The sequence below is a fragment of the Pseudomonas sp. MS01C9 genome (genome assembly GCF_058202755.1).
On sequence record NZ_CM177073.1, the window covers coordinates 5,443,319 to 5,456,943 of the forward strand.

The following is a 13,625-nucleotide window of genomic DNA, read 5'->3' on the forward strand; positions in this document are numbered from 1 at the left end:
TTAAATGACGTTTATGGTCGTTTTTCAGGACATTCAAGAAGGAAACTCGGCATGCACCGTATCGGCTATGTTGTCGCGGACGGCTTCCAGGTGATGTCGTTGGCCTCTCAGACGGTGTTCGAGTACGCGAATGTCGTCGCCGGCGAGCCGTTCTATGCCATAGAGAATTACTCCGTGACCGGCGGTCTTGTCCGCTCTTCCCTGGGCATGCTCATTGAAACCGCGCCGTTGGGCGCGCCCGGGCATGCACAGACCTGGATCTTCACCGGCGTGAACGACCCGCTCACTGTTGCACCTTCGGCCGAACTGCTGGCATTCGCCCGCCTGGCCGGGGGACAGGCCCGGCGTACGGCAGGCATCTGCACCGGTGGTTTCGTCCTGGCCGAGGCCGGCTTGCTGGCCAATCGCCGAGCGACCACCCACTGGGCCTACGCCAGCGAGTTGCAGCGGCGGTTCCCGGACGTGCAGGTGGAAGACGATCGTATCTATATCATCGACGGCACGATCTGGACCTCGGCCGGCATGACCGCCGGCCTCGACCTGGCGATGGGCATGCTGGAAAAGGACCTGGGAGCCGAAGTCGCCCGCTCGGTGGCGCGCAAGCTGGTGATGCACCAACGACGTACAGGAGGTCAGTCCCAGCATTCCGAGCTGCTGGCCCTGGCGCCGAAATCGGACCGGATCCAGAGCGCGCTGGATTATGCGCGGCTCAACCTGGCCGGCCCGTTGAGCGTCGAGGCATTGGCCGAGCACGTGCACCTGAGCCCGCGCCAGTTCACCCGGGTGTTCACTGCGGAGACCGGCCAGTCGCCGGCCAAGGCCATCGAAAACCTGCGCCTGGAAGCGGCACGGCTGATGATCGAACAGAGCCGCCACAGCCTGGAGACCGTCGCCCGGGAAACCGGCTTTCGTGATCGCCGCCATCTGCGCGAGGTGTTCCTGCGGGGCTTCGGTGTCACCCCCTTGGCGGTGCGACGGGATGCTCGTGGGAGTTGATGGCCACGGCAGGCTCAAACCAGCTTGGGCGATCGCTCCTCCAGTTCGGCAAACCGGCTGCGCAACAACGAATGCAATTGTTGCACCGCCGCCGAAAACTGCTTGCGGTGTGGGCAAACGAAGCTCAATGGCAGGGGTTCGCCTGGGTGATCCGGCAGCAGTACCTCCAGTCGACCCGCACCGATATCGTCGTTCAGGTCCAGCCAGGATCTATAGGTGATCCCCTCGCCAGCGAGGGCCCAGCGCCGCACCACATCGGCGTCGTCGGAAAACAGCGGACCGGACACCGAGACGACCTTGGCCCCCAGCCGCCATTTGTCGTAGACCCGACCGTGGAGGGTGTAGAGCAGACAATCGTGGTGCAGCAAGTCATCCGGCGTGCGCGGGCGCCCGTGTTTGTGCAGATAGTCCGGGGATGCCACCAGTACACGGCGGTTCCAGGGGGCCAGGGGCAGGGCGATGTAATTGGCATCGTCCAGCTGGCCGTACCGGATGGCGACGTCGACTGGATCGCGGAACATGTCCGCCACTTGATCGGACAGGAAATAGCGCAACGACAATTGCGGATGGCGGTGCCGGAATTCCGATAGCCATGGCAGCAGGACATTGCGTCCCAGATCCGAGGGTGCCGCTACCTGAAGCACGCCACGCAGTTCGGCGCTTTCGCGCCTGATCTTTTCCCGGCCTTCTCTAAGCGTATCGAGCACGGTCTGCGCATTGGGCAGGTACTGTTCGCCTTCGGCGGTCAAGCGCAGGCTGCGTGTTGAGCGGGCGAAGAGACGAACATCCAGCTCACGCTCCAGGCGCTTGATAGCGGCGGCCACCTGCCCAGGCAGCAGGTCGACTTCCCGAGCGGCGTTGGAAAAACTGCCGAGGGCTGCGGTCCGTACGAACAGCGCAAGGTCGTCGATGCGGATCATTTTCACTCCAGCTGTGAAAGTGTTGGCGCATTCTACGTATTTTTCTTCCCGGGAGAGAAGGCGAGTATGGCCCCCACCGGTTGTCCTTGCGGACTTCCTTCCAACCCTTGGCAGACAGCCAGGCCTACAGCCGTCGGCCTCCCGGAGCATGAACATGATCAAGACAAACAGATTCGCAACATCTGCCATTGCCCTCGCTCTTGCGTCGGCTGTCCAAGCGACATCGACCATGGCGGCCACGGACTTTCCCAGTGATGCGCCGGCTGATCGGTCCATCGGCCCCTTGCAGCAGGTGTTCGCTTTCCAGGACGCCATGCCGACCGGCGTCACGGTGAGCGAGACGGGGCGGATCTTCGTCAATTTCCCGCGCTGGGGGGATGATGTACCGTTCACGGTGGCTGAGATCAGCGACGGAAAATTGCGGCCTTACCCCAATGACCGGATCAACCATGAGGACAGCGTCGACCCGGCCAAGGGCCTGATCAGCGTGCAGAGCGTGGTGGCCGACGGGCAGGGGCGGGTCTGGCTGCTGGATACGGCGGCTCCCGGTTTCGCTGCGCCCAGGGCCGGAGGCGCAAAACTGGTGGCGGTGGACCTGGCGAGCAACCAGGTGGTAAAGACGCTGGTGTTCCCGCCGCACGTCATATTGCCCAGTACCTATGTGAACGACATGCGCTTCGATTTTCGCCACGGCAATCAGGGGACCGTGTACGTCACTGACTCGTCGGTCAGCGGCCCGGGGGCAATCATTGTCATGGACATCGAAAGCGGCAAGGCGATGCGGCGCTTGAGTGGAGCAAGGTCCACTTCCGTGGATCCGTCGTTCATTCCGATGGTGGAAGGACAGCCGGTCATGTCCCGAGGGGCCGATGGCAAACCCAAGCCTTTGGGGGTGGCTAGCGACGGCATCGCCCTCTCGGCGGATGGCAAGACGTTGTATTTCAGCCCGTTATCGAGTCGCCATCTGTATTCGGTGCCAACGGCGTTGCTGCGTGATGCCGGCATCAGCGACAAACGCCTGGAAGCGGCGGTGGTAGACCTGGGCGAAAAGGGTGCTTCCGATGGTCTGGAAGCGGACGCCGAGGGTGCAGTCTATGCGACCGATTATGAACACAACGCGATTCGCAAGCGCCTGGCCGACGGTGCTTGGAAAACCATTGTCCAGGACCCGCGGGTATTGTGGCCTGACACCCTCTCTATCGGTCCGGACGGCTATCTGTATTTCACGGCCAACCAGCTCCATCGCCAGGCCGGTTTTCGCAACGGGGTCGACCAGCGTGTCAAACCCTACAGCCTGCTGCGTGTCAAAATCGATGCGGCACCGGCGCCGACCCGTTGATTCCCTTGGCCCTGCGACATCCTTGACCGGAAAGAGCCCCAGGGCAGGACACTGTCGGGGGCTTGGCGCCCGACAATGCTGATCCGGCGGCGTGAGTCGCTCATCAAGGACTGGAGGTGCATGAAGTTGAATCCCGTCAGTGCGGCGGATCTTGAGATCGACATGCTTCATCCGCCTGGCCCGGGCCTGTACCGTTGGCTGCTCGCAAGCTTTCTCCTGGGCAAACGCATACGCGCCTCGGTGGCCCTGCGGGCCTATCGGATCCTCGTCCACCACCATGGTCTCGATACACCCGCCAAGCTCCGGCAATGCCCTCACCGTGAACTGGTCCGGTGGCTGGGCCAGGCAGGTTATGGCCGCTATGACGAATCCACTGCGCGACGCCTCCGGCTGCTGGGGGCTCGCCTGGATGATGAAATGCCGGCCCGGCTCGAAGCACTCGAAGAAGGGCGGGACGGACTCCAGGGGATCGGACTCTGGCTATTGACCTTCGAGGGTATCGGGCCCAAGACATTGGAAATCTTCATGCGTGAAGCCGCGCCCGTCCTGGAGACCCTCGTCACGAAACGCCCGGGTTGAGGTCGTTACCTGGCTACCCCCTGCACGGAAATGAGCAGGGGTTGTGCCATTTGGTAGCACTTCCCTGCGGCCGTCCTGCGGTTCCATCCCGCTCAAGAAGCCTCTTGGGTCGGCTCTGTCCTTAGGAATCAATCGCTTGTGCAATGCCCATCAAAAGTGGCATGCATTCTGCTTATTTGAATACATGGATAATTGGATACAAAAATTCAAAGGGTGTCGCCATGCAGTTCGTTCCTACATTCGCTGAACGTCCGCCGATGACTGCCGAGGAAGAGGCCTACAGCTATCTGCTGGATGCCATCTGTGGCGGCAGGTTGCGCAAGGGTGATCGGTTGATCGCCGAAGACATCGCCGGCGAAATCGGGATGAGTCGGATGCCGGTGCGCGAGGCTTTCCGCCGTCTCGACGCACAAGGCCTGGTGACACTGCGGCCCAATCGCGGCGCCATCGTCAGTGGCCTGGACATCGAGGAACTGCAGGAGGTGTTCGAGATGCGCAGTGCCCTTGAAGGCCTGGCCATCCGAGTGGCGGTGGGGCGCATCGGTGACCGTCAGTTGGCTGCGCTGGAACGTCTGTTGGACGAGATGGACGACTACCGCGACGAAAGCGCCGAGTGGGTCAGCCGGCACCGCGCTTTCCATGAATACCTGTGCAGCCTCAGTGGCCGTCCGCGGTTGCTGAAGCAGATCAGTGCCCTCTACGCCCTGGTCGAGGCGCCCATGCGCCTATGGCTGCAACACGTTGAGAAGCCCTTGAGCGCACGCCAGGAGCATGCGGTGATTCTGGAGGCCATTCGCTCTGGCGACGCCGATAAGGCCGAAGCGGTGTTGCGTGCCCATATCGAGGGCACCGTTGTGGAGCTCATCACGTTCCTGCAAGCGAAAAAATAACGAGAACAGGCCGCGAGCCTGTCCGTGTTCTGACTTTGAGTACTGCCCGTTACCCACTGAACTGGAGTGTCTGGTCATGCATACGCCTCGCCTGTTGTTTGCCGTACTGTCATTGGGATTGCTTGCACAGGGGGCGATGGCTGCGCCCGTGGTTCCGGAACGCCTGCAAAAGGTCGACAGGCTCGTCTATTGCTCGGGCATGGATTCGCCGCCACTGGTGTCCTTCGATGAAACGCAAAAGCCCAGGGGGCTGACCGTGGACCTGGGCCTGGAAGTGGCCAAGCGGCTGGGCGGCAAGCAGGTCGAATGGCGAGTCATTCCATTTTCCGGACTGCTTCCCGCCTTGCTGGCCAAGCAATGCGACATGATCGTCGACCAGCTGTTCGACAAGCCCGAGCGCCGCGAGGTGATCGACATCGTCAACTACATGTACTCCAGCCAGGCCGTCGTCGTGCCCAAGGGCAACCCGAAAGGCCTCAAGAGCCTGGCGGACCTGTCCGGTCACAAGGTCGCGGTGCTCAACGGCTCCACCATCAAGACCCTGCTCGACGCCGAGAACGAAACCCTGGCCAAGGCCGGCAAGCCGGCGATGAAGCTGGTGGTCTACAACACGGATACCGATGCCTTCCAGGCCCTGCGCATCAGCCAGGTGGATGCCTACGGCACCACTGTGGAAACCGCCGGCTATTACGCGGCGATGGCGCCCGATCTGTTCGAGGAAGGCGTGCCGGCCTTTAGCCGGATTCTCACCGGTCTGGGCATTCGCAAGGACGATCCGCAGCTGACGGCGGCGGTGCAGCAGGTGATCAGCGACATGCGCAGCGACGGCAGCTACAGCCAGTTGCTGAGCAAATGGCATGTGGCCAGTGACACGCTCGATTGAGGTAAGCCTTGATGAATTTCAATTGGGATGTGTTCTGGCAGTACCTGCTGCAACCCAGCGGGGTCTATCTCACCGGTCTGTGGTTGACCTGCCTGATCAGCGTGCTGGCCATGTTGCTGGGCTGCGCGTTGGGGCTGGCCGCGGCGCTGTTGCGGCTGTCGAGCAATCCGTTGCTGCATCTGCCAGTGCGCTTTTATGTGTGGTTGATGCGCGGCACGCCGTTGCTGGTGCAGATCGTCTTTCTCTACACGGCATTGGCGGCCGGTGGGATTTTCCGTTTCGAAGACATCGATCTGTTCGGCCTGGTGATCCCGGGCAATATCCAGGCGGCGATCATCGCCCTGGGGCTCAACGAAGGCGCCTATATGGCCGAGATCATCCGTGCCGGTATCGGTGCGGTGGACAAGGGCCAGTACGAAGCCGGGCGGTCCCTGGGCATGACGTTCGCCAGGCTGATGCGCCGCATCGTGCTGCCCCAGGCGTTCCGGGTCATCGTGCCGCCGCTGGGCAACGAGTTCAACGTGATGCTCAAGAACACTACGCTGGTCAGTGTGATCGGCGTACAGGAATTGTTGCTCAGTACCCAGATGGTCACGTCGGCAACGTTCCGGGTATTCGAGCTGTACCTGGTGGTGGCGATCTATTTCCTGCTGCTGACCACCCTCTGGGGCTTTTTCCAGCGCTGGCTGGAAGCGCGCTTCGGCCAATCGGACCGGCCGTCCTCGCCACCACCGGCCGCCACCCGGATGTTCGGTCGTAGCACACTCAAACTGCTGAGGGAGCGTTGAGCATGGCGCACAAAAGCGAAGAGCTGATCATCGAGGCACTGGATGTCCATAAGTCCTTCGGCGACCTGCAGATCCTCAAGGGCATTTGCTTGCAGGTTCGACGTGGGGAGGTAGTGGTGCTGATCGGCGCCTCCGGTTCCGGCAAGACCACCTTCATCCGTTGCATCAATCTGCTGGAAGACATCCAGGGTGGACGCATCCGGGTCAACGGCCGGGCCATGGGGTATCGCGAGCGGGCCGACGGTAGCCTGGTGCGGGATTCGGAACGCAACATCGCTCGCCAGCGTCGCGACATCGGCATGGTGTTCCAGCGTTTCAACCTGTTCCCCCACATGACCGCCCTGGAAAACATCATCGAGGCACCGACCCAGGTGCTCGGCGTGCCGCGTGCGGAGGCGCTGGAGCAGGCGCGCGGCCTGCTGGAGCGGGTGGGCCTGGCGGACAAGGCCAACCATTACCCCTCGATGCTCTCCGGCGGCCAGCAGCAACGGGTAGCGATTGCCCGGGCCCTGGCCATGAAGCCCCAGGCCATGCTGTTCGATGAACCCACCAGTGCCCTCGATCCGGAAACCGTTGGCGAGGTGCTGCAGGTGATGAAGGAGCTGGCCGAGGAGGGCATGACCATGGTGGTGGTCACCCACGAGATGGGGTTCGCGCGAGAAGTGGCCGACCGCGTGGTGGTCCTGGACCAGGGCGAACTCATCGAACAGGGGCCGCCGGAGCAGATCTTCAGCCATCCCGTCCATCCGCGTACCCGGGCTTTCCTGAGCCGGGTGCTATGACCTGTTGCTGCCTGATGTCCTGGGGCGCCATCGGCGTCGGACCCGGCCATTGAAACCTTGTGTCGAAGAGCCTCTGCCATGTTGAAATTTTCTGCTCACGAGTACCCTTATCCGTCCCAGCGCCAGAGCGTTTTCGCCCGCCGTGGCATGGTCGCCGCGTCCCAGCCCCTGGCGGCCCAGGCGGGTATCGAGATGATTCAAAAGGGCGGCAATGCCATCGATGCGGCCATCGCCACGGCAGCGGCGCTGACGGTGGTGGAGCCGACGGGCTGCGGCCTCGGCGGTGATGCCTTCGCCCTGGTCTGGTGCAACGGCCAGTTGCACGGTCTCAACGGCAACGGCCATGCCCCGGCGGCCTTGAGCATCGATGCGGTCAAATCGGCCGGCCATGACCGGATGCCGCTCTACGGCTGGACGCCCGTGACCGTCCCGGGTTGCCCATCGGCCTGGGCCGAGCTGTCGCAACGCTTCGGCAAGTTGCCCTTCGCCCACTTGCTGCAACCGGCGATCAGCCTGGCGCGGGATGGCTTCGCCTTGTCCCCGGTAGTCGCCCATCAATGGCAGATCGCGGTGGACGAATTCACGCCCCATCGCGACGGGGTCCTGCAGGCCTGGTTCGACACATTTCTGATCGAGGGGCGTGCGCCACGGGCGGGAGAGATATTCCGCAACCCGGCCCAGGCCCGCACCCTGGAGGAACTGGCCGCCACTCGATGCGAGAGCCTGTATCGCGGCGCGCTGGCCCAACGCCTGGATGCCCACTCTCGCGCCACCGGGGGCTATCTGCGCGCCTCGGACCTGAAGGATTACCGGGCCCGGTGGGTGGAGCCGATCCACATCAATTATCGCGGCGTCGATGTCTGGGAGATCCCGCCGAGCGGGCAGGGGCTGGTGGCGTTGATGGCCCTGAAGATCCTCGAAGGGTTCAGCTTCGATCATCGCGACAGCCAGCAGACCTGGCATCGCCAGTTGGAAGCCATGAAGCTGGCCTACAGCGACGGCCTGCACTACATTACCGACCCGGCGCACATGCGCGTGGCCGTAGCCGACCTGCTCAGCGACGACTACAGCGGCCGGCGGCGCAGCCAGATCGGCGAGCGGGCCCAGCCCCCGGCCCCGGGGGACCCTCATGCCAGTGGCACGGTCTACCTGGCCACCGCGGATGCGCAAGGCAACATGGTCTCGTTCATCCAGAGCAACTACCACGGCTTCGGTTCCGGCGTGGTGCTGCCTGACAGTGGCATCGCGCTGCAGAACCGGGGGCAGGAGTTCAGCCTCGATCCCACCCATGCCAACAGCCTGGTCCCCGGCAAGAAAACCTTCCACACCATCATTCCCGGGTTCCTCAGCCAGAATGGTCAGGCCCTCGGTCCCTTCGGGGTGATGGGCGGCTACATGCAGCCCCAGGGGCATGTGCAGATGGTCATGAACCTGGTGGACTTCGGCCTCAATCCGCAGGCAGCCCTGGATGCGCCGCGCTGGCAATGGCTAGGGGACATGAAGGTCGGCATCGAACACGGCGCCTCCCGCGACCTGGCCAATGCCCTGGCCCGGCGCGGCCATCAGGTGCAGCTCGCCAGGGACCTGACCGACTACGGGCGCGGCCAGATCATCCTGCGCGATCCGGTCAGCGGCGTACTGTGTGGCGGCACGGAGCCCAGGGCGGACTCCCACATCGCGGTCCTGTAGATTGCCTCTGGCCCCTAGGCCCTGTACGAAGAGTCTTGAGACGAAGGTCAGGCAAGGCAAAAACAGCCGAGGAAGCAACAAGGATGGCGCCCGCATTCGCGAGCCCATCTTGTTCACGTTTCAACAGCCTGGAGCGTCTCGCGTCGTTTCCTAGCGCGCTTTTTCAGCGTTGAAGCCATCCGCGTTCTCGAATACCCCCATGAAGCCCGGTAGGGTTGATTCACGTGCCCAGTCGCGCTGGAGCTCGCAGTACATCTGCACCCGGCTGATGAGTTTCGCACCTGCCTGTTCGATGCGGCGCAGGGCCGCCTCATGGGCGGCGGGCGATGTACCGCCGACCGCATCCACCGGTACATAGACCTCGTAACCCTCCTGGAGGGCGTCCAGCACCGGGAACGTGAGACAGGCTTCGGTCCAGAGCGCGGTCATGATGAGCTTGCGCCGGCCCATCGCCTTGACCGCCTGCTTGAACTCGGTGTCTTCCCAGCTGTTGATCGAGGTGCGGTCGTAGGTCGGCAAATGGCCAAGCACGTCCTGCAGTTCCTGGATCGGTGGCTTGTTGCGGCCGGTCGCGACGTTGACGGTCGAATGGACGATGGGAAGGTGGTAGTTGACGGCCGCCTTGGCGACGCTCGTGATGTTGAAGACCAGTTCGTCACGGGGCATCGAGCGGATCGAGGATACCTGGATCGGCTGGTAGTCGATGATGATCAACATCGAGTTTTCAGGCGACAAGAGCTGGTCGGTATGGGGGTTGCGGATAATCTCGCTTGTCATTTTGCGGATCCTTTTCTCAGTTGTACTACACGCAGGTAGGAGGAGCGGGACACGGCCAGGTGGATAACCACCGCCGTGACGACGCCTCTACTGATGTTGTGAGTGGTTTGGTTCTCCCGGAAACGCGCCAGCGGCGACATCGCCAGGAAGCAGGATTGTGCTGTTCCCTCGACCGCTGCAGTAGTAGCATCCCGAGGCTTGCTGTGTTGCAGAACGAGGAACGCTGATTTGGATATCGAAGAGCTGCAGACCTTCGTGGAAGTCGCCGATGCCGCAGGGGTGTCCGCTGCGGCGGTGCGGCTGGGGGTGTCCAAGTCGATCGTCAGCCGCAGGCTTGCCAGGCTTGAGGCGGAACTGGGTATCCAGTTGCTTGCGCGCACTACCCGCGGGGCAGCGCTGACGGAAGCTGGGGCGACATTCCGGGATTACGCCGCCAGGGTCTGCGCCGAAATAGAGATCGCCAAGGAAACCATCCTGCCCGCCGGCGCCCTGCGTGGCCGACTGCGGGTGGCCGCGCCGCTGTCCTTTGGCCCGACCCACTTTGCCCCGATGCTTGCTGAACTGGCGCGGCGTCATCCCCAGCTCCATATCCAGACCTGCTACAGCGACCGCTTCGTCGACCTCATTGCCGAGGGTTTCGATTGTGCGATTCGGGTTGGCTACCTTCCGGATTCGAACCTGATCGCAAGGTGCATCGGGCCGATCTACACGAAGCTGGTGGCCAGCCCGGCCTACATTCGAGCCCATGGCGCACCCGAGTCGCCGGACGAGCTCATCCACCATGAGGCCCTCATGCAAAGCACCGAGACCTGGCAATTCATGGATGGCGACCAGATCGTCACGGTACGTCCCCACGGACGCTTCAAGGCCGACAATGGCACCGCACTGGTGGCGGCCGCCGTCGCAGGGCTCGGGGTTGCGTACCTGCCTGATTGCCTCACCCACGAAGACAGGGTTTCGGGGGCGCTGGTACCGATCATGACGCGGTATCCGCCGCCACCGGCGGGTGCCTATGTCGTGCGCCCGCCAGGCCAGCATCCCGCGCGCAAGATACGCATACTCACCGAGCTCTTGATCGAATCGTTCGGGCAGTCGCCGCACTTTGCCGGGCCTGCCCGTGTCTGATCGACCTGACGGGCGTGCCGATCGCTAGGACCTTGGCGTGAGCAGGCCGGCGGTTTCACCGCCATCGACTGTCAGGGTGGTGCCGTTCACATAGCTGGATTCTGGCGAAAGCAACCAGCAGATGGCCTGGGCAACTTCTGCTGCGCTGGCCAGGCGGCCTTCGGGAATCCTGGCTGTCAGCGCGGCGAGCCGTTTTTCGTCGTTGACGATGGCATCCATCATTCGCGTGGCGATTTGCCCCGGGCAGACGGCGTTGAAGCGCACCTGGCCGCCGTATTCCAGCGCCAGGGCCTGGGTCAGGCCGAGGAGGGCGGCCTTGCTGGCGCAGTAGGTGGCAAGCCCCTGCTCGCCGGTCTTGCCCGCGATGGACGAAACGTTCACCACGGCGCCGCGACCTGCGATCAGGCCTGGCAGCGCGTGCTTGGTGTAGAAGAAGACCGAGCGAGTATTGACGGCGAACAGCAGGTCCCATTCCTGCTGCGTGGTGTCGGTAAAGGTCTTGCGTCCTGACATGCCGGCATTGTTCACCAGGCCCGCCAGCTTGCCGTCGCCCAATTGCAGCGCCGTCGCCACGACGTGACGGCAATCGTCTTCGTTCAGTACGTCGCCCGGCACAAAGGTGCAGTCGGGCAAGCGCTCGGCCAATTGGCTACCTGCAGATGGATCGCGCCCGGTGAACACCACCGGATGGCCGAGGCTGGCGAGTTTTTCCACGGTTGCGGCGCCGATGCCCTGGGTGCCGCCTGTCACGATATACATGGGTGTTGCTCCTGAAGGTCTTGCCGCCTCTTGACCGGACGGCGTCGGTGAGGGAATGGGGGCAGTCGCGGGTCACGCTGCCGGTTGGTTCAGGGACCTGTTCGAACGCAGGGAAAGCCAGGTCGTGGCCAGCAGGCCCAACAGGCCCACCACCAGCAGGAACGATGACATGGCGACAATCGACGGATCGATGGTGTCACGAATACCGTCGAACATCTGCCGCGGCAGCGTGCGCTGGCCGGGGCCGCCGATGAACAGTACGACGACAATCTCGTCGAACGACGTCATGAAGGCAAACAGCGCCCCCGATATCACCCCAGGCGCGATGATGGGCAAGGCGACATCGATGAACGCCCGTACCGGTGAGGCCCCGGCCATTGCCGCGGCCCTCAGCAGGCTCATGTCCAGGCCTTGCAGGCTGGCGGCAACGTTGATGAGGACGAAGGGGGTCGCCAGCACGGTATGAGCCAGGATCATTCCGGTCAGGGTGCCTGTGAGCCCCAGTTGGCCGAACAGAAAATACATGCCCAGCCCCGAAATCACCGGTGGAATGATCATGGGCGAAATCAGCAAGGCCAACACATGGGTGGCGCCGGGCAGGTTGCGTCGGGCGAAGGCCAGGGCCGCCAGGGTGCCCAGCAATGTCGCCAGCGCCGTCGAGGCGCAGCCCACCAGCAGGCTGTTGCGCAGCGACTGCAGCCAGGGGCCGGCGCTGAACACTTTCTCGTACCAGCGCAATGACAATCCCGGCAGCGGATAGGACAGGAAGGTGCCGCTGCTGAAGGAGATGGGCACCACCGCCAGCAAGGGCGCGATCATGAAGACGATCATGAGGAGCCCGAACAGGCGCAAAAGGTTGCGGCTGATGAAACACAGGGTGAAATGATTCATAGGATTTTCCCGATTACTTGAGTCCGGCGATCTGGCGGATGCCCACCAGTCGGGCAGCGACCAGGTAGATCGCCATGACACAGAGGATCAGCACCAGGCCCAGTGCCGAAGCCATGCCCCAGTTCACCGTGGTGTTGGTGTAGAACGCGATGAAGTAGCCAAGCATCTGCTCTCGTGCGCTGCCCACCAGGGTTGGGGTGACGTAGTAGCCTGCCGCGACGATGAACGTCAGCAGCGTGCCGGAACCGATGCCGGTCAGGGTCATGGGCAAGTAGACGTGCAGGAAACCGCGAACCGGGTGCGCGCCGAGGGACCCCGAGGCGCGCATGTAATGGGCCTCGATGCCTTTCATCACGCTGTACAACGGCAGGACGGTGAACGGCAGCAGGATGTGCACCATGACGATGTAGACCCCCAGGGCATCGAAGATCATGGGCAACGGATGGTCGATCAGACCGAGCTTGAGCAGCAGGGTATTGACGATGCCCTTCTCTTGAAGCACCACGATCCAGGCCGTGGTGCGGGCCAGCAATGAGGTCCAGAAGGGCAGCATCACCGCCAGGATCAGCAGCATCTGGAACGGCCGCGACGCCTTGACCAGCAGGACGGAGAAGGGAAAGCCCAGCAGCAGGCACAGCACCGAGACAACGAAGGCGATCTTCAGGGTCTTGAAAATGAGGTCCAGGTAGACCCGTTTCTCCGCGGGCACGCGCTGGATGCCGTCAGCCGTACGCTCCAGGTCTAGGGCGCTGAGCAGGTAATAGGATGTATACGCCGGTGATGCACGCTCGAACGCATTCCAAAGCTCGGGGGTTGCCCAGCGCGGATCAATGGCCACCAGGCGCGCCCGGGGTGTCTCACCGTTGACGGGTTGCTGGTTGGCTGGCCACTGGTAGCGGCGGGCAGTGGCCGTGATGAGGAAACGGTAGCCGCTGTTTTCATAGTTCATGCGCCGCGCGGCTTCACCCATGACGCCCATGTTCTCGGCGTGGATGAAGTCCTGCTCGATCGCTTCGAACACCGCGTCGCCGGGCAGGCTCGAGGCGTCACGGCGTATTTCCTGTTCCAATGCCTGGACGGTGCGGGGGAATGCCTGTACCAGCTCCGGATTGCTGACGGCACGATAGAGCATCATGCCGATGGGCAGAACGAAGAATACGGCGGTGTAGGCCAGCAGCGGCAAAAGCAGCAAGACAGAAACGAGCCG

General features: G+C 63.0%; 14 protein-coding genes. 9 read left to right on the forward strand and 5 right to left on the reverse strand.

Going from position 1 to position 13,625, the window contains the following annotated elements:
* Nucleotides 1–51 precede the first annotated feature (51 nt).
* On the forward strand, nucleotides 52–996 hold the full coding sequence (locus tag AC1M7R_RS24525) for a GlxA family transcriptional regulator (protein WP_490610005.1): 945 nt from the start codon (nucleotides 52–54) through the stop codon (nucleotides 994–996).
* 14 nt (nucleotides 997–1,010) lie between these two features.
* On the opposite strand, the gene AC1M7R_RS24530 is transcribed toward AC1M7R_RS24525, so the two are convergent.
* Entirely contained in the window at nucleotides 1,011–1,916 is a 906-nt protein-coding gene (locus AC1M7R_RS24530) for a LysR family transcriptional regulator (protein ID WP_076407032.1), read from the reverse strand.
* A gap of 229 nt (nucleotides 1,917–2,145) precedes the next feature.
* Here AC1M7R_RS24530 and AC1M7R_RS24535 point away from each other — a divergent pair, with 229 nt between their 5' ends.
* The 7 genes from AC1M7R_RS24535 (at nucleotide 2,146) to AC1M7R_RS24565 (ending at nucleotide 8,866) form a co-directional block, all read left to right on the forward strand.
* Nucleotides 2,146–3,255: an L-dopachrome tautomerase-related protein gene (locus AC1M7R_RS24535; RefSeq protein ID WP_092180925.1), complete on the forward strand. Its 1,110-nt coding sequence runs from the start codon at nucleotides 2,146–2,148 to the stop codon at nucleotides 3,253–3,255.
* A gap of 126 nt (nucleotides 3,256–3,381) precedes the next feature.
* Nucleotides 3,382–3,834, forward strand: a complete 453-nt coding sequence (locus AC1M7R_RS24540; protein WP_123595628.1) for a DNA methylase — start codon at nucleotides 3,382–3,384, stop codon at nucleotides 3,832–3,834.
* Between the two features lie 221 nt (nucleotides 3,835–4,055).
* The gene (locus tag AC1M7R_RS24545; protein WP_072391714.1) at nucleotides 4,056–4,724 is read left to right on the forward strand and encodes a GntR family transcriptional regulator; all 669 of its coding nucleotides are present in this window, start codon (nucleotides 4,056–4,058) and stop codon (nucleotides 4,722–4,724) included.
* Between the two features lie 76 nt (nucleotides 4,725–4,800).
* A complete protein-coding gene (locus AC1M7R_RS24550) occupies nucleotides 4,801–5,607 on the forward strand; it encodes an ABC transporter substrate-binding protein (protein WP_072391717.1) in 807 nt (268 codons plus the stop codon).
* Nucleotides 5,608–5,618: 11 nt separating this feature from the next.
* Nucleotides 5,619–6,395, forward strand: a complete 777-nt coding sequence (locus AC1M7R_RS24555) for an amino acid ABC transporter permease (RefSeq protein WP_072391721.1) — start codon at nucleotides 5,619–5,621, stop codon at nucleotides 6,393–6,395.
* Nucleotides 6,396–6,397: 2 nt separating this feature from the next.
* Nucleotides 6,398–7,177: an amino acid ABC transporter ATP-binding protein gene (locus AC1M7R_RS24560; protein WP_072391724.1), complete on the forward strand. Its 780-nt coding sequence runs from the start codon at nucleotides 6,398–6,400 to the stop codon at nucleotides 7,175–7,177.
* A gap of 78 nt (nucleotides 7,178–7,255) precedes the next feature.
* Nucleotides 7,256–8,866, forward strand: coding sequence for a gamma-glutamyltransferase family protein (locus AC1M7R_RS24565; RefSeq protein WP_490610006.1), 1,611 nt, complete (start codon nucleotides 7,256–7,258; stop codon nucleotides 8,864–8,866).
* Between the two features lie 150 nt (nucleotides 8,867–9,016).
* Here AC1M7R_RS24565 and AC1M7R_RS24570 read toward each other — a convergent pair whose 3' ends face one another.
* Nucleotides 9,017–9,643: a hydrolase gene (locus AC1M7R_RS24570; RefSeq protein ID WP_072391730.1), complete on the reverse strand. Its 627-nt coding sequence runs from the start codon at nucleotides 9,641–9,643 to the stop codon at nucleotides 9,017–9,019.
* A 228-nt stretch (nucleotides 9,644–9,871) separates the two neighbouring features.
* On the opposite strand from AC1M7R_RS24570, the gene AC1M7R_RS24575 reads away from it, so the two are divergent.
* The gene (locus tag AC1M7R_RS24575) at nucleotides 9,872–10,768 is read left to right on the forward strand and encodes a LysR substrate-binding domain-containing protein (protein WP_072458890.1); all 897 of its coding nucleotides are present in this window, start codon (nucleotides 9,872–9,874) and stop codon (nucleotides 10,766–10,768) included.
* A 24-nt stretch (nucleotides 10,769–10,792) separates the two neighbouring features.
* Here AC1M7R_RS24575 and AC1M7R_RS24580 read toward each other — a convergent pair whose 3' ends face one another.
* The 3 genes from AC1M7R_RS24580 to AC1M7R_RS24590 all read right to left on the reverse strand — a co-directional run bounded on the left by AC1M7R_RS24580 (nucleotide 10,793) and on the right by AC1M7R_RS24590 (nucleotide 13,610).
* The gene (locus AC1M7R_RS24580; RefSeq protein ID WP_072391736.1) at nucleotides 10,793–11,527 is read right to left on the reverse strand and encodes an SDR family NAD(P)-dependent oxidoreductase; all 735 of its coding nucleotides are present in this window, start codon (nucleotides 11,525–11,527) and stop codon (nucleotides 10,793–10,795) included.
* A gap of 72 nt (nucleotides 11,528–11,599) precedes the next feature.
* Nucleotides 11,600–12,418: an ABC transporter permease gene (locus tag AC1M7R_RS24585; RefSeq protein WP_072391739.1), complete on the reverse strand. Its 819-nt coding sequence runs from the start codon at nucleotides 12,416–12,418 to the stop codon at nucleotides 11,600–11,602.
* A gap of 13 nt (nucleotides 12,419–12,431) precedes the next feature.
* Nucleotides 12,432–13,610, reverse strand: coding sequence for an ABC transporter permease (locus AC1M7R_RS24590; protein WP_490610007.1), 1,179 nt, complete (start codon nucleotides 13,608–13,610; stop codon nucleotides 12,432–12,434).
* Nucleotides 13,611–13,625 lie beyond the last annotated feature (15 nt).